This window comes from Pseudomonas sp. R4-35-07, from assembly GCF_003852235.1.
Taxonomy (GTDB): Bacteria; Pseudomonadota; Gammaproteobacteria; order Pseudomonadales; family Pseudomonadaceae; genus Aquipseudomonas.
Map to the genome: position 1 here is coordinate 2150440 of NZ_CP027732.1, position 15237 is coordinate 2165676.

Annotated in this window: 14 protein-coding genes; 9 read left to right on the forward strand and 5 right to left on the reverse strand. The window is 59.8% G+C overall.

Annotation, left to right across the window (positions count from 1 at the left end; genetic code table 11):
• Window positions 1–358: 358 nt before the first annotated feature.
• Together pip and C4J89_RS09990 are read right to left on the reverse strand one after the other, a co-directional pair.
• Entirely contained in the window at window positions 359–1339 is a 981-nt protein-coding gene (gene pip, locus C4J89_RS09985) for a prolyl aminopeptidase (protein WP_124362182.1), read from the reverse strand.
• Between the two features lie 120 nt (window positions 1340–1459).
• Complete coding sequence (locus C4J89_RS09990; protein ID WP_124362183.1) at window positions 1460–2134, reverse strand: SOS response-associated peptidase family protein; 675 nt, start codon at window positions 2132–2134, stop codon at window positions 1460–1462.
• Window positions 2135–2408: 274 nt separating this feature from the next.
• Between C4J89_RS09990 and C4J89_RS09995 the strand changes: the two genes are divergently transcribed.
• A complete protein-coding gene (locus tag C4J89_RS09995; protein ID WP_124403709.1) occupies window positions 2409–3407 on the forward strand; it encodes an NAD(P)/FAD-dependent oxidoreductase in 999 nt (332 codons plus the stop codon).
• Window positions 3408–3444: 37 nt separating this feature from the next.
• Here the strand turns inward: C4J89_RS09995 and C4J89_RS27145 are convergent, their stop codons facing one another.
• Window positions 3445–3864, reverse strand: coding sequence for a hypothetical protein (locus C4J89_RS27145; RefSeq protein ID WP_256657894.1), 420 nt, complete (start codon window positions 3862–3864; stop codon window positions 3445–3447).
• A 157-nt stretch (window positions 3865–4021) separates the two neighbouring features.
• Window positions 4022–4327 carry an alpha/beta fold hydrolase gene (locus C4J89_RS27150; RefSeq protein ID WP_256657469.1) on the reverse strand — a complete coding sequence of 102 codons (306 nt, stop codon included), beginning with the start codon at window positions 4325–4327 and terminating at the stop codon, window positions 4022–4024.
• Window positions 4328–4621: 294 nt separating this feature from the next.
• On the opposite strand from C4J89_RS27150, the gene C4J89_RS10005 reads away from it, so the two are divergent.
• Both C4J89_RS10005 and C4J89_RS10010 read left to right on the forward strand, forming a co-directional pair.
• Window positions 4622–5797, forward strand: coding sequence for a hypothetical protein (locus tag C4J89_RS10005; protein WP_124403710.1), 1176 nt, complete (start codon window positions 4622–4624; stop codon window positions 5795–5797).
• Window positions 5794–6519, forward strand: coding sequence for a ferritin-like domain-containing protein (locus C4J89_RS10010; protein ID WP_124362185.1), 726 nt, complete (start codon window positions 5794–5796; stop codon window positions 6517–6519). The genes C4J89_RS10005 and C4J89_RS10010 overlap by 4 nt, the downstream gene beginning before the upstream one ends.
• 359 nt (window positions 6520–6878) lie before the next feature.
• On the opposite strand, the gene galE is transcribed toward C4J89_RS10010, so the two are convergent.
• Window positions 6879–7904 carry a UDP-glucose 4-epimerase GalE gene (gene galE, locus C4J89_RS10015; protein ID WP_124362186.1) on the reverse strand — a complete coding sequence of 342 codons (1026 nt, stop codon included), beginning with the start codon at window positions 7902–7904 and terminating at the stop codon, window positions 6879–6881.
• A 310-nt stretch (window positions 7905–8214) separates the two neighbouring features.
• Here galE and C4J89_RS10020 point away from each other — a divergent pair, with 310 nt between their 5' ends.
• From C4J89_RS10020 to C4J89_RS10045, 6 genes are all read left to right on the forward strand, one after another.
• Window positions 8215–9384 (forward strand): glycosyltransferase family 1 protein, encoded by a 1170-nt coding sequence (locus C4J89_RS10020; RefSeq protein WP_124362187.1) that lies wholly within the window; start codon window positions 8215–8217, stop codon window positions 9382–9384.
• Window positions 9372–10565: a UDP-galactopyranose mutase gene (glf, locus tag C4J89_RS10025; RefSeq protein WP_124362188.1), complete on the forward strand. Its 1194-nt coding sequence runs from the start codon at window positions 9372–9374 to the stop codon at window positions 10563–10565. The genes C4J89_RS10020 and glf overlap by 13 nt, the downstream gene beginning before the upstream one ends.
• Window positions 10562–11764 (forward strand): beta-glucosidase, encoded by a 1203-nt coding sequence (locus C4J89_RS10030; protein ID WP_124362189.1) that lies wholly within the window; start codon window positions 10562–10564, stop codon window positions 11762–11764. Before glf ends, C4J89_RS10030 begins: the two co-directional genes overlap by 4 nt.
• Complete coding sequence (locus C4J89_RS10035; RefSeq protein WP_124362190.1) at window positions 11761–13521, forward strand: ABC transporter ATP-binding protein; 1761 nt, start codon at window positions 11761–11763, stop codon at window positions 13519–13521. The genes C4J89_RS10030 and C4J89_RS10035 overlap by 4 nt, the downstream gene beginning before the upstream one ends.
• A 148-nt stretch (window positions 13522–13669) precedes the next feature.
• Window positions 13670–14095, forward strand: a complete 426-nt coding sequence (locus tag C4J89_RS10040; RefSeq protein ID WP_124403711.1) for an HPF/RaiA family ribosome-associated protein — start codon at window positions 13670–13672, stop codon at window positions 14093–14095.
• Window positions 14096–14106: 11 nt separating this feature from the next.
• A complete protein-coding gene (locus C4J89_RS10045; protein ID WP_124362192.1) occupies window positions 14107–15234 on the forward strand; it encodes a hypothetical protein in 1128 nt (375 codons plus the stop codon).
• Window positions 15235–15237: the final 3 nt, after the last annotated feature.

Genomic DNA, 15237 nt, shown 5'->3' on the forward strand with positions numbered 1-15237 from the left:
GGGGGCCTGTTGAACATAAACGGCGCATCAAAAAAGCCATCAATCGCGCTAAAAGGCTAACGCGACTCCTTGGCGTTGAGCATCCCAGCCGGCGGCGTACGGCGACGTTCGAGATCGTCCCACTGCTCAGGCCTGCGCTGCTCTCCACAATACGTGCAGACATATTCCTCCGGATTTAAGTCCAGGTAGTAACCCTTGCGTATATAGGGATGACCACACTTTTTTTTGAAGTCTTCACTCCGCTTTTCGAGTTCTTCAGAGACATTCCGAATTCCCTCTCAGACACGATGTTCCGCGCGTCTACTCACTACATATTTCACTGTTCAGTCAACCCGTATGAGCGGACCACGCCTTCGCTTCAATAGAACTTCCCCATTTCCTTGAACTGCTCGGTCGCCTCGATCAGCGCGCTGATAATCCCTGGTTCAGACGGCGCATGGCCTGCGTCGTTTATGATCTTCAGCACCGAGTCTGGCCAAGCTTTGTGCAAGCGGAAAGCGGAATTGGGCGTGGCAATCATGTCGTGTCCACCCTGGATGATTTTGCACGGGAGATGCTTGATCGCCTCAATGTTGGCTATCAGTTGGTCTTCTTCAAGAAACAGACGGTTTTTAAAATACCAAACGTCAAGGCGCCCCATGCCGGTACTGGTTGTTTGATCGGCGGCTTGTTCTTCAACCCCGTCCGGATCGTGGCGTAACAACGAACAACTTGCCGAGTAGCGAACCCAAGCGCGAATGGCTTCTCCGCTTGATTTCTCGTCGTCGCTCGTCATTCGATCGAGATAAGCCTGCAGCAGATCCTGGCGCTCCTCCTCGGGAATGAAGTTCACGAAATCCTCGTGTGCTTGTGGGAAAAACCGACGCATGCCATGGATGAACCAGTCGATCTCATCTTCGGTGCCAAGGAATACGCCCCGTAAGATGAAACCCAGACAGCGCTGCGGATGAGCCTCACCATAAGCCAGAGCGAGCGTGGTGCCCCACGAGCCACCGGTTATCAGCCAGCTTTCGATATCCAGATGCTTGCGAAGTGTTTCCAAGTCGTCGACCAGCGCCTGTGTCGTGTTGTTGCGCAATTCTCCCAGTGGCGTCGAACGGAGGGCGCCACGTTGATCGAACAGCACGATGCGGTAGTGATCGGGATCCCAGAACTGGCGCTTGCCGGGTGGCGCACCTTCACCGGGGCCACCGTGCAGGTACACCACTGGGACTCCGCCAGGGTTGCCGCTTTCCTCCCAATAGAGGGTATGAGGTTCATCGACTTGCAACGTACCGCTGCGTCGCGCTTCTTCGATGGCAGGGAACAAGTTGTAGGTGACTTCACAAGGAGCTTGCATTATTCATCCTCTCGGCAAACTGCTGGTGCCTCATAGATTCCTGACTTCGGCACCGAGTCGATGGCGGGCCGCTCGGAGTGGCCTTGTGAGGTTCCAAGCGGCCCAAGGTCATGTCGGTACTCATCGGCCACGCAGGCTGCGCGTGGAGGTCAGAACATGCTCCAGTTGCGGTTCTGCCAGCGCCATGTGCATGGCCAGGTCCTGCGCCTGTTCCCATTGCAGATCGGGGCGTAACCATACCTGCGCATCCTCGGCAGTGAACGCCAGCAGGCGCTGCTGTCTTGTGGAACTGTCGTTGTGCATGACCAATACGAGCCCGTCACAGCCATTGAAGTGTTCACTGACCTGCGCCAGCGCCGCGAGGAAGATCGGCCCGTTCTCGCGTGACGTGGTGTAGCTGAGGCGGTGGCTGTTTTTCAATTGCTCGGGTTCGCAGGCTTCATACCAACCGTCAACCGCTACTAGCATGCGTCCGTCGCGCTTCACCCGGTCGAATACCCTCGAACGCATTACAAGATGGAGTGGCAGATGAGTCATCGGCGGCATTGTTCCCATCGACCAGAACGGTTTCCAGCCCCAACGAACCTTGATGCATTCTAGGACGCCGTTGCGGCTGTGTATGGCATTGACCTGCATGTTCGGTTTGATCACGTTTCGGCTGTCCTGCGGTTCAAAGGTTCGGTGCAGGCTACTATCCGCAATGCCAGTTGCATTCCCCACGCCTTGGTTTTGCACCTTGGCAAACAGCGCTTCGAAACCCTCGGCTACATCATATTGAACAATGTATTCACACATCGCGAAATTCCTGGCAGTGGCACTTCTAAAGAGTCTGCCGCGTCGCGTCTTATCAATTTTTACGGATTGAATGCGGCAGATTATGTAAATGCGAACCAAGGTGTTGCCTGGCGGTTCGAAACTCCTTTTGTTGAGCAGACGAACGGCAAAAAGAATTTGCGTTTCATCGGCTTAGGTGACCACTCATCGGATGCTGCCGTTTAAAAACTGAGGTGATAGCTCGATCTTTTTGTCGTCATTCAATCGGCTTCCAAGCAAACCAGGAGGGCAGCGGATGTCAGTTAAGTCAGACAAATACCGGGACGTTCCAGAGCGCCCCGAATCACCGTCAGCAGGTCATATCGAGGTCGATTGCTTGATTGTCGGCGCCGGCCCTGCAGGGTTAACGGCGGCGGTTTATTTGAGTCGTTTCCATCGGCGAGTCGTGGTCGCCGACGGGGGGCAAAGCCGTGCAAGCCTAATTCCGCTTTCGCACAATTATCCCGGCTTTGCGCCAGGCATATCGGGCAACGATTTGCTCGATCGATTGCGCGAGCAGGCCGTGTCTTACGGGGCGACGATTGAAGCCGGAAGCGTGGAATGTCTGCGCAAAGACCACACTGGTTTCGTTGCGCAACTCAACGGACGAGCGCTGAGCGCGCGGCGTGTGGTGCTGGCAACTGGAATGGTCGATACCTTGCCGCAGATGGATCGACCCTACGATGGCATTGCACACTCGGTGATTCGGCTGTGCGCCATATGTGATGGCTACGAAGTCAACGGTGACAACGTGGCGGTATATGGCGAAGCACACTGTGCTGTTGAGCACGGGCTATTTTTGCGCAACTTCACCGACCACGTGACGGTGCTGGCCGAGGGTGATAGCGAAGCTGGTGAGGACGTGAGCGCGAGAGCGCGGTGCGCCGGTATACGTTTGATTAGGGACCGGGTCGAGTACATCGAAGTGAGGGGCGGCAAAGTCTACGTAAAAGCGGGGAAAGGTGAAGATTACTGCTTCGATATCGTCTATCCATCGCTGGGCTCACGGTATCGCTCGGAGCTAGCGGTGCAACTGGGCGCGCAGGTGGACGAGGAGGGCGCTTTGTGCGTTGACAACCATCAGCGCACATCGATTGACGGGCTTTACGCTGTCGGGGATGTCGTGGACTCGCTCAAGCAAATTAGCGTCGCTACAGGCCAGGCGGCGGTCTGCGCGACTGCTGTGCATAACAGCCTGGAACTACGTCTTTGGGATCGGTTACGGGACGAAAGAACCGTTCGGGGTACCGCTTGAGTACATAAGCGGAATAGCGTCTTCGGTCAAAATAGTTTCAGCCTAACCAGCGTAACACCGCGAGCTCCACGGTAGAGGTCATCGGACACTTCAATTCACCGTTTCGATCTCTAAATCCTGATAGCACGTATTTATTCGACGTGGAAGTCAGGCAACCCGCGATGGGGGGGCTTGCTATGATGATTTTCAGCACCGAGTCTGTCCAGGCTTTATGCAAGCGAAAAGCGGAGTTGGGCGTGGCAATCATGTCGTGCCCCCCTTGAATGATCTTGCACAGTAGGTATTTGACTGCCTCAATGTTATTTATCAGTTGGTCTTTTCCAAGAAACATCCAGTTCTTGAAATACCAAACATCAAGAAGTCCCATGCTGGTGCTGGTCTTTTGATCGGCGGCTTGCTCTTCAATGCCGTCCGGATCGTGGCGCAATAATGAACACTGGCCGAGTAACGAACCCAAGCGCGAATGGCTCCGCCGCTTGAAACCTCGTCATCGCCTGTCATTCGATCAAGATATACCTGCAGCAGATCGTGCCGCTCCTCCTTGGGAATGAAGTTAATGAAATCCTCAAGTGCAAGGGGAAAACCGGCGCATACCGTGGATGTACCAGTTGATTTCATCTTCGGTGCCCATGAATACGCCCCGGCAAGATGAAACCCAGACAGCGCTGCGGATGAGTCTCGCCATAAGCCAGAGCGAGCGTGGTGCCCCACGAGCCACCGGTGATCAGCCTGCTTTGATGCTCGCGAAGTTTTTCCAAGTCCCCGACCAGCGCCTGCGTCGTGTTGTTGCGCAGTTCTCCAAGTGGCGTTGAGCGAAGGGCGCCGCGTCGATCGAACAGCACGATGCGGTAGTGATCCGGATCCCAGAACTGACGTTTGCCGAGCGGCGCTCCTTCACCACGGCAGCCGTGCAAGTACACGACTGGAACGCCGCCAGGGTTGCCGCTTTCTTCCCAGTAAAGGGAATACTTGGGTATGCGGCGGTGCGCTGATGCTGCTGGGAATTGCCCTTTACGGGTGCAACCGCTTGGCGACTACAGTTGCGGAGTCTGGTTGCATGTGCGACTAGCCGTCGTAGCTAACCGTTCGTCTGAGGATGATCAAAAAATTTCGATGCCCTCCTCAGATCTCTTTGTCATCAATTAGAGCGGAGAATTCAGGTGCCGGCTCGTTGAAACATTCACTTGGTGATGACTGATGAAGGAGATCGACCAATGTCCAAAATCGATAATCTGCTGGACAACAAGGGCACGCCCTTGGACAAGCAGAGCTTTACCTGGCGCGATCTGGCCGGCAAGCCGATCAGTAAGCTGGACGATGATGCATTCACCCGGGTACGGGTGATTTTGATGAACGGCGTTGAATCCGACGCCTTACGACTCAAGCACTTCGGCTCGCGGTTTCACAAAGAGTTGCAGCTGCCGCTGGCACAGATCCGCCGTGTCGAGCAGCACCAGATGACGGCGGTCAACTGGCTGCTGTCCGCGGATCATTCTCCCTTGGAAACCACCGTTGCCTACGAGCAGGTAGCGATCGAGGTGACCGCCGCCGTCGCCCAGAATGAGCCCGACCCCTACCAGGCCCAAACCTATCGCTTTGGCTTGCTGGAAGACTTCGACCACCTCTACCGCTACGCCGCTATGCTCGACCGGCTAGAGGGAAAGGACGCCAACAATATTCTGCAGGGCTACACCGACCTCGTACCCGGCAGGCCTACCAGCGAACATCACCGCGCCCCCGGCGATGACCTGCGAGACAACTATCAGAAAGACAGTGCCGCACTGATCACCAAGATTCACGCCGCACTGATCACCGGGGCCGAATACCAGACACACGACTATTACATGAACATCGGTCCGCTGTTCGCCGACCCGGTGGCTCGCGCGCTGTACGCCGAAATCGCCTCGGTCGAGGAGCAACACGTGACCCAGTACGGTTCGTTGCAGGACCCCAGCGAAACCTTCATGGAAAAGTGGCTGGTGCATGAGGCGATGGAGGTCTACACCTACGCCAGTTGCGCCGAGCAGGAAGAAAATCCGCGCATCAAGGCGCTCTGGGAACGCTTCGTCGACTATGAATTGGGACACCTGAACCTGGCCTGCGAGTTATTCAAGCAATATGAACGCCGCGATCCCGCCGAGGTATTGGCCGGCCCGCTGCCGCGCATGATCGAGTTCAAGAGCCAGCGCGATTTCGTGCGCGAGACCTTGTCTCGCGAGGTCGACCTGCGCGCCCATGGTATCAATTACTTACCAAAGGAAAGGGAAGGGCAGGCGTCTCTGGATCAACGCGCACGCCTTAACAGTGAGGGCGTTCCAGCCAACGTGGTGTCAGCTGGCTACGCCTTCAAACCGGGCACCGAACTCAACCCAGCGGGAGAACAGCAATGAGCGAACGTCAAGTGATCATCGGCACCAACCGCACCGGCGCGCAGATGTCGCCTGAAGGCACTGCACGCCAATTGGAAGCTACGCGCATGTTTCCCGCCGATGTCCCGGGCGACATGGGCGCCTACACCGCCGCGCGCGAGAGTGCTATTCGCGAAGCCGACCTGATCGGTTCGGTGCCGTCTCCAGGTAGCGCTAAGGGTGTGGTCAAGACTGCGCTGGACAAAACTATAGGCAAGGCGCCTGAAGTGCTGCTCGACAAGCTCGGCGAGCGCCTGGCTTTCGAGCGCACTGGCGTACGTTTATATGAAGCGATGGTGGCCAAGGCCATGTCCGCACCGGGCGCCAACCCCGCATTGGTGGGCACCCTGCGCCAGATCCAGGCCGAAGAACTAGAGCACATGGACCTGGTGCGCGAAGCCATCGAAACCCTGGGCGCCGACCCCACCGCCATGACGCCGTGCGCGGACGTGGCCGGGGTCAAGGCCATGGGTGTTCTGCAGGTACTGACTGACCCACGCACGACTGTGTCGCAGTCGATGAGTGCGATCCTGACCATTGAATTGGAGGACAACGCGGCGTGGGATTTGTTGATTGAGCTCGCCCGCGCAGGTGGCCATCCGCTGATTGCGAAGCGCTTCGAGCATGCGTTGCAGCAGGAGGAAACACACTTAGCGACGGTTAGCCAATTCATTCGCGACGACCTGCTTGCCCAAGTGAGCTGACGGTTTGCGCGATGCGTAGTTTCGCGCCGGACATGGGCGTGAAACTACGCGCACTGCCTCAGGGTTCATCGGATAGGTCAGTAGAAACGACGGGTCGAGCTCGCCTTTCTGGATGTGCTCAAACAGCATGGGTGCGCAACGCTGCCCTTGGTTGCTGCCCGTCTTCAGGGTTTATATCTTATTTGGAGCAGGAGGGCCGCATTTGACTCCCAGTTCACGAACGGCGCTACATTTGCAGGGAAATTGCGGAACCCAGTCCCACGCGCTTCGAGCCAAAAGATGACTTCTTGAGACATCTCCTCCATTCCAGCGCTGACTCCGGTGTGTCTGAATCAATGTTCCCTGCCAATGTGTGCGCTTCACTTTGTCTGCCAAATCGCCTTATGCTCACGCTGGTTGATTTGCCAGCGCCACGCGTCGTAGAGCATTTGCTCCAGTGAAAAGCGCGCTTGCCAGCCCAGCTCGTCGATGGACTTTTGGGGGTCGGCCCAGCAGCAGGCTATGTCGCCTGGGCGACGCGCTTCGAAATTCAGCGGGATCCTGACGCCGCTCACCTTTTCAAAGGCGTTGATCACATCCAGCACCGAATACCCGCGCCCCGTTCCCAGGTTCCAAATACTGACGCCACAGCGTTCGCGCAACGCTTCTAGCGCGCTGATATGCCCCAACGCTAGATCGACGACATGGATGTAATCGCGAACGCCGGTGCCGTCCGGGGTCGGGTAGTCCTTGCCGTACACTGACAACGCTTGCCGCTCGCCACTGGCAACCTGAAGCAGATAGGGCAATAGATTGTTCGGTGTGCTGGTCGGCGCTTCGCCCAGCAGGCCGGAGGCATGGGCACCGATTGGGTTAAAGTAGCGCAGCAGGCCTATCGACCAGCGCGGGTCAGAGCTAGCCACGCTTTTCATAACGTTTTCACACATCAGCTTCGACATCCCGTACGGGTTGGTCGGTTGCCCGGTGGCGCACGCTTCGTTGATTGGCATGCGGGTGCAATCCCCATACACCGTTGCGGATGAGCTGAACACCAACCGGAATACGCCGGCCTTTGCCATGGCCTGGCAAAGCACCACGCTGCCGCCGACATTGGTGTCGTAGTAGCGCAATGGCTCGCGCACGCTCTCGCCGACGGCTTTCAACCCCGCGCAATGCACTACGGCGTCGATGGGGTAGTCACGCAGCAGCCTGTCGAGCAACCGTCGATTACGCACGTCGCCATAAATGAACTCCGGCCGCTTGCCCGCCAAGGCGCTTACCCGGTCGATCGTCGAGCGACGGCTATTGCACAAATTATCCAGTATCAACACTTCTTCGCCTCGGACCATCAATTCCAATGCGACGTGCGCACCGATGTATCCCGCACCGCCCGTAATCAAAATCATGCGCTCGCCCTCGTTCGCCTGGCATCTACCCGATGCCTGTTTCCTCAGTTCGGTCAGCGCTGTTTGTGCAGCTGACTGTTCAAGGTAGGGGTCGCTTTCTAGGAGGAGTTCAAGCCGTTTGACTGATCGGTATATGCAGTTCATCGGCTGCGCTGATTCTTGCACTGAACGACCTGCGACGACCGTGCTTCCAACTTTCAAGAGCCGAATAGCCTGGATAAAGACTGTTGTGCACTTGCCGTATCGACACGGTATGGCCAAAGGGCTCGATGCATGAGCCGTCATCTTTTCGCTTGATAAGGACGTTGATATGAACCTTTCGGAACAGCCCGTGCCGTTTGCCCAAGTAAGTGGGCTAAGTCCTGTTGAATCCGCCAGCCAGGCCCGTCCTACGCTGGTGTGCCTATCCCATTTGCGCTGGGAGTTCGTCTACCAGCGTCCGCAGCATGTGATGTCGCGCCTGGCGAAAGACTACGACGTGATCTTCTTCGAAGAACCGGTGGTAGGCGGTGGCGAGCCTCCTCGCCTGGAAACGTCGAGCCCGGCGGCGGGCATCCGGGTGGTCGTCCCGCACCTGCCTGAGGGCCTGGGTGAGCAGGCGATGATCGAGGCGCAGCGACGGTTGCTGGATGAGCGTCTTGCCAAGGCCGTGCAAGGTGATCTTCTGCTCTGGTATTTCACGCCCATGAGCCTGGCGTTTACCGACCACCTCCAGGCGCGGGTCACGGTGTTCGACTGCATGGATGAGCTGTCTGCGTTCAAGGGCGCGCCGGCCCAACTGGTGCACATGGAGCGGCTGCTCATGGACAAGGCCGACGTGGTGTTCACTGGCGGTTTCAGCATCTGGGAGGTCAAGCAGCACCAGCACGGCAATGCGCACCCTGTGCCTAGCAGCGTCGACATTGGCCATTTTGCGCAGGCACGAAACGCGTTGGCGGACCCTGCCGACCAGGCGCCGGTCGCGCGGCCACGCCTAGGCTTTTTCGGTGTGATCGATGAGCGCTTCGACATCGAGCTGGTTGACCATGTGGCGGCGTTGCGTCCCGACTGGCAGATCGTATTGGTTGGGCCAGTGGTCAAGATCGATCCGCAGACCCTGCCGCGACGCCCCAATATTCATTATCTGGGCGGGCGGCAATACGCCGAGCTGCCAGCTTACCTGAACGGCTGGGACGCGGCCCTGATGCCGTTCGCGCTCAATGCGTCCACCCGTTTCATCAGCCCAACCAAGACCCCCGAGTACCTAGCCGGCGGCTGCCCCGTGGTCTCGACGCCGATACGCGATGTAGTCAATGGCTACGGCCAAAGCGGTGCCGTATTTATCGCCGACACTGCCGACGCGTTTGTCAGCGCCATCGAAGGCGCTCTGCGCCTGAAAGGCACGCCCGATTTCCTAAAACGTGCCGATGCGGCGCTTGAGGGGATGTCTTGGGACAACACGTGCCGCTTTATGAAGGAGCAGATCGAATGCCTCAGATAAACCTTGAAACCGCCAAGTCCGGACCGTCCTGCCAACCCGGGCGCGGGGTCTATGACTACCTGGTCGTCGGTGCCGGGTTTGCCGGCAGCGTCATCGCCGAACGGCTGGCCCAGGGGCTGGGGCGCAACGTGCTGTTGATCGACCGACGCGCGCATATCGCCGGCAACGCATACGATCACCCGGATGCGGCGGGGGTACTGGTGCATCGTTACGGTCCGCACATCTTTCACACCAACGCGCAGCGGATCGTCGACTACCTGTCGCGCTTTACCGAGTGGCGGCCCTATGAGCACCGTGTGCTGGCGCAGGTCGATGGGCAACTGGTGCCGATCCCCATCAATCTCACCACGCTTAACAAACTGTACGGTTTGTCGATGACGTCCGAGCAAGCCGAAGTGTTCTTGGCCGAGCGCGCGGAGCCGGTGGCCACGATTCGCACGTCGGAGGACGTGGTGGTCAATCAGATCGGGCGCACGCTCTACGAGAAATTCTTCCGTGGCTACACCCGCAAGCAATGGGGCCTGGACCCTTCCGCGCTGGACAAGTCGGTGACCTCGCGGATCCCCACGCGCACCAATGAAGACGACCGCTATTTCACCGACACCTTCCAGATGATGCCCCGCGATGGCTACACGCGCATGTTCGAGCAGATGCTCGATCACCCCCGGATCGACGTGCTGCTGGATACCGACTTCAAGGACGTGCGCGATGAGGTGAAGTTCAACCACGTGATCTATTGCGGCCCGATCGACGAGTACTTTGATTTCCAGTTGGGACGCTTGCCCTACCGTTCGTTGCGGTTCGAGCACCAGACGCTCGAGCAGGAGCGCTATCAGCCGGTGGCGGTGGTCAACTTCCCGGACCCGGAGGTGCCCTACACGCGCATCACCGAGTACAAGCACCTGACCGGTCAGGTCCACCCCTGCACCAGCATTACTCGCGAGTTTCCCTGCGATGAGGGCGACCCTTATTACCCGGTTCCACGCGCCGAAAACGTCGAGCTGTACAAGCGGTACAAGGCCCTCGCGGAGCAGACGCCGAATGTGACGTTTCTCGGGCGCCTGGGTACTTACAAGTACTACAACATGGACCAAGTGGTGGGCCAGGCGCTTGCGTTGTACCGCGACATTGAAGCCGCGAGCAGCGAAGCCACCGTTGCAGCCGGGCTCGATGTGTTATGAGCGCGCCGCCGGAGCAGAGCCAGAGGGAGCCCCGCGAGCGCGGTCATCACGCGCTCTTCAACAGCTTCGTGATGGCGGGCTATGAGTGCTCCAGCCAGCGCCGCCAGGATGGTCGGCGCCTGGACTTGCTGGCCGCCACCGGGCACGCGCGCTGGGCACACAAGGACTACGCGCAACTGGCGGGCCTGAATGTGCGTTGCGCCCGTGACGGCCTGCGTTGGCACCTGATCGAGCGCAGCTCCGGTCGCTACGACTGGAGCAGTTTCCTGCCGATGCTCAGGGCTGCGCGCGATCACCAGGTGCAAGTGATCTGGGACCTTTGCCATTACGGGTATCCGGATGACCTGGACGTCTGGCGCCCGTCGTTTGTCGACCGGTTCGCACGTTTTGCCGGCGCGGTGGCAGGGCTGATGGCGGATGAAGGTATCAGCGTTCCGATCTATTCGCCGGTCAACGAGATATCGTTCTGGAGCTGGGCGGGGGGCGACGTCGGTTATTTCAACCCCAATGCCCACGGGCGCGGCCAGGAGCTCAAGCACCAGTTGGTGCGCGCCAGCATCGCCGCGATCGAGGCGATTCGCGAGCGCGCGCCGGCTGCGCGTTTCGTGCAGTGCGACCCGCTGATCAACGTGGTCTCCGAGTCGCAGCGCAGCGAGGACATTGAAAACGCCGAACGCTACCGGGTGGCCCAATTCGAGGCCTGGGACATGCTGATCGGGCGCCAGTGGCCGGGCCTGGGCGGGCAGGAGGATTACCTGGATATCATCGGCGCGAATTTCTATCCGCATAATCAGTGGTATTTCCACGGCGGGCGCATTGCGCTGGGTGAGTCGGATTACCGCCCACTCGCCGGTATGCTCAAAGAGTTGCACCAACGCTATCAGCGGCCGCTGCTGATCTCCGAAACCGGGGCGGAGGACCAGGAGCGTTTGCCCTGGTTGAGCTATGTCGTGGACCAGGTGCTGATGTCGCTGGAACGGGGGGTGCCGGTGCAAGGCATTTGTTGGTACCCGTTTCTCGATTACCCCGGCTGGGATGATGGCCGTTATTGCCCCACCGGCGTGTTTGGCTACGCCGACGGAGAGGGCGAACGCGCGCCTTTCCACCCGTTGCACCTGCAGCTCAAAGCCCTGCCCGAGCGTATCGAGGCACGCTTGCGCGAGCTTGATGCAAGGCGGGCGCAGAGGCTGCGCACATGATCTTCCAGCGCTTGCGCGACGAGCCTTTGCCGACGACAGCCAGCGCGTTTTTATGGCGCTACGTGAGGGTGCGCCCGCTGCATTTCAGCGCGATGTTGTCACTGGTGATCGGCGCGGCCTGCTGCGCGGTGGCGGTGCAGTACGGCATGAAGTTGCTGGTGGACGCCATGGCCGGAGAGTCGCAGGCCGACCAGGTGTGGCATGCGTTCAGTCTGTTCATTGGGTTGATCGTGTTGGAAAACGTGCTGTGGCGGTTGGGCGGTTGGGTCGGCTGCCATACCGTGGTGGGCAGTTGCGCCGACCTGCGCGTTGACCTTTTTCATCACCTGACCGGTCATCCGATGCGCTATTTCAACCGGCATTTCGCCGGCTCGCTGGCTAATCGAGTGTCGGCGGCCGGTGCCGCCGCCAACACGGTATACGGCGGCCTGGCCTGGCGCATCGTACCGCCGTGCGTGGATTTTATCGGTGCCGTAGTGGTGTTGTTCGCCGTGCGCGGCTCAATGGCATTGGCCCTGATCGCGTGTGTGGTGCTGGTGGCCGCGTTGATCACTGTGGTCGGCGTGCGTGGCAGGAACCGGCATATCGCCTTCGCCTCGCAGTCGGCGCAGGTCGGGGGCGAGATTGTCGACCTGGTGTCCAATGTCTGGACGATCAAGGCGTTCTCCGGGCGCGAGCGCGAGCGCGTCAGGCTGGAGCGGGAGATAGGCGTCGAGGCGGGCGCGCATCGGCGCAGTTGGATCTACCTGGAAAAGGCACGCGTGCTCCACGATATCTGCCTGTCCATCATGGCCGGGTCAATGCTGGGCTGGGCGATCCTGCTGTGGCGCCAGGGCCAGGTTACGGCGGGCGATGTGGTCATGGTCAGCGCGTTGACGTTTCGTATCCTCCACGGCTCGCGCGAATTGGCGCTGGCGCTGGTGGAAGCCAGCCAGCAGATGGGCGTCATCACCGAAACGCTCGGCATCATCGCGCAGCCGCACGAACTCAGCGATGCGCCGGAAGAACTCGCGCCGACCCGGGGCAGCATCAAATTGCTGGACGTCAGCTATGCATACCCCGGCGGGCGCCAGGTGTTCAACCATTTATTCTTGGACATTCCTGCGGGCCAGAGCGTCGGGATTGCCGGTACCTCGGGTTCGGGAAAATCCACGCTGCTCAGCTTGCTCCAGCGTCTGGACGATGTGCACAACGGCGCGATCCTGATCGACGACCGGGACATCCGCTCGGTCAGCCAGGACAGCCTGCGCCGGCAAATCGCCGTGGTACCCCAGGAGCCGGCGCTGTTCAATCGCAGCATCCTGGAAAACATCGGCTACGGCCAGCCGCGCGCGACTGAGCAACAGATTATTGATGCCGCCCGGCGAGCCTACTGCGATGAGTTCGTGCAGGCGCTGCCTGATGGTTATCACACGCTTGTGGGGGAACGTGGCGTGACGCTTTCCGGCGGGCAACGCCAGCGCCTGGGGCTGGCGCGGGCGTTCCTGAAGAACGCGCCAATCTTGATCCTCGACGAGGCGACCTCCGCACTGGATTCCGATTCCGAGGCCATCATCCAGTGCGCGCTGATGGACCTGATGCGCGGCAGGACGGTACTTGCGGTGGCTCACCGACTCTCGACCATCGCCAGCTTCGACCGGGTGCTGGTGCTGGAAGAGGGGAAGGTGGTTCAGGACGGTGCACCCGATGAACTGCGTCGCCGCCAGGGACGTTTCCGCACGCTCTGGCAGATGCAGACGATGGTCCAGGACCACTGATGCCTGAGCGTGCTCGGAGCGGAGTACGCCGTTGATCGGCCTGCGCCGTTTGCCGAACGAACGCGTGAGAATAGCCTCGGTTCGAACCTTACATGGCCGTTGACGCCCTTGGGCGAGCCTACTTTTCAGGACAGAAGAGGAATTGACCATGCTGGTACAGGTAGACAGTAATCATATTGAAGGCAGTGCCGATCTTCAGGCGTGGGTAGGCAGTACAGTGGTTGACGAGGTCGAGCGCTACAGCTCGATGCTGACGCGCGTGGAAATCCACGTGGGCGACGTGAATGCGCAGAAGTCCGGTCCGCAAGACAAACGTTGCCAGATCGAAGTGCGCCCCAAGGGCCACAGCTCGTTGTCCGTTACGCATCAGGCGGAAAGCCTGGAGCTGGCCGTCGCTGGCGCCGCGCGCAAAATCCACCACGCGCTGGAACATCTGATGGGACGCTTGTCGCCCAAAGTCGAATCCACCGGGCATCTGACGGCGCCTCCGGTCCAGGAAGAATCGCCGGCGCAAATCGACGCGCTGCTCGAAGACGATTTCCTGGCCAGGCAGGCTGATCTGGACAAACACTGAGGAGGCTCCCCATGGTCCACGTTCAAACCTTTACCCGCGACACTCTGGACACGCTTCTGGCCCTGGCGGATCGCACCAACCTGAGTGTCTACATGCCCGCCCAGCAGACGTTTCCCGAGCGCACGCAAAACCCGATTCGTTTGAAGAACCTCATCAAAGACCTCGAAGGCCTGCTGGCTGATCAGGCGCAGGCCGAGACGCTGCTTGCACCGTTTCATGACCTGGTGGCCGACACCGAATTCTGGAATAGCTGCCCGCCTTCGATCGCGATCTTTGGCGGCGCCGAGTATTTTCTGGTGGTGGGGTTGCATCGGATGGTCCAAGAAACCGCCATCGTCAACCGCCACCCCTATCTCAGGCCGCTGCTGCGCCAGGCGCCAATGACCGAACGCTACCAGGCGCTGTGCCTGACGCGGGACAGCGTGCGGGTTTACGAGGGTGCCGCGCAGACACTGCAGCAAGTCGAATTGCCGGAGGCGGTGCCCACTTCCCAGGCCGATGCCTTGGGCGATCAACTGACCTCCCGTGACCAGCAAGGCCACCCCGACGGGTTCAGCGGCGCGGGTGAGCGCGGCGATCCGATGATGCATGAGTCGGGCGGTGGCGGTAAGCAGGACGAAGTGAACCTGGACCGCGAGCGGTTCTTCCGTGCCGTCGACAAAGCGATCACCGAGCACTGTTCGCGCGTCTGCAAACTGCCGTTGGTGCTGGTGGCGCTGCCCGAGAACCAGGCCGTGTTCAGGGCGCTCAGTCACAACCCCTTCCTGCTGGCGGACGGCGTGCGTAAAGACCCCGCCACGCTCTCATCAACCGAGTTGGCGCAGGCCTGCACCGCCGTGATGAGCAAGCGCTACGAGGATTCGCTGAACACCGCGTTTGATCGATTTGGCGTGGCCGTAGGGCAGCGGCTTTATGCCTCGCGGCTGGTGGACATTGAGCATGCGACGCTGGAAGGCCGGGTGGCGTTGTTGCTGGTGGAGGCTGACGGCAGCGAGCCAGGCGCCCAGGTCGCCGAGGAAGACGCTGCGCTGGACGAGCTGATCCTGGCCGTTATCCGCCAGGGCGGCGAAGTGGTGGTGGTGCCTGCCGAGCGCTCGATGCCCACCGACACCCGCGCGGCGGCTGTATTGCGTTACTGAGGC

Excerpts from the sequence above, each read along its gene's own strand:
- pip (WP_124362182.1), bottom strand. The coding sequence starts at position 1,339 with ATGCAAGCTCCTTGTGAAGTCACCTACAACTTGTTCCCTGCCATCGAA.
- C4J89_RS09990 (WP_124362183.1), bottom strand. The coding sequence starts at position 2,134 with ATGTGTGAATACATTGTTCAATATGATGTAGCCGAGGGTTTCGAAGCG.
- C4J89_RS09995 (WP_124403709.1), top strand. The coding sequence starts at position 2,409 with ATGTCAGTTAAGTCAGACAAATACCGGGACGTTCCAGAGCGCCCCGAA.
- C4J89_RS10005 (WP_124403710.1), top strand. The coding sequence starts at position 4,622 with ATGTCCAAAATCGATAATCTGCTGGACAACAAGGGCACGCCCTTGGAC.
- C4J89_RS10010 (WP_124362185.1), top strand. The coding sequence starts at position 5,794 with ATGAGCGAACGTCAAGTGATCATCGGCACCAACCGCACCGGCGCGCAG.
- galE (WP_124362186.1), bottom strand. The coding sequence starts at position 7,904 with ATGATTTTGATTACGGGCGGTGCGGGATACATCGGTGCGCACGTCGCA.
- C4J89_RS10020 (WP_124362187.1), top strand. The coding sequence starts at position 8,215 with ATGAACCTTTCGGAACAGCCCGTGCCGTTTGCCCAAGTAAGTGGGCTA.
- glf (WP_124362188.1), top strand. The coding sequence starts at position 9,372 with ATGCCTCAGATAAACCTTGAAACCGCCAAGTCCGGACCGTCCTGCCAA.
- C4J89_RS10030 (WP_124362189.1), top strand. The coding sequence starts at position 10,562 with ATGAGCGCGCCGCCGGAGCAGAGCCAGAGGGAGCCCCGCGAGCGCGGT.
- C4J89_RS10035 (WP_124362190.1), top strand. The coding sequence starts at position 11,761 with ATGATCTTCCAGCGCTTGCGCGACGAGCCTTTGCCGACGACAGCCAGC.
- C4J89_RS10040 (WP_124403711.1), top strand. The coding sequence starts at position 13,670 with ATGCTGGTACAGGTAGACAGTAATCATATTGAAGGCAGTGCCGATCTT.
- C4J89_RS10045 (WP_124362192.1), top strand. The coding sequence starts at position 14,107 with ATGGTCCACGTTCAAACCTTTACCCGCGACACTCTGGACACGCTTCTG.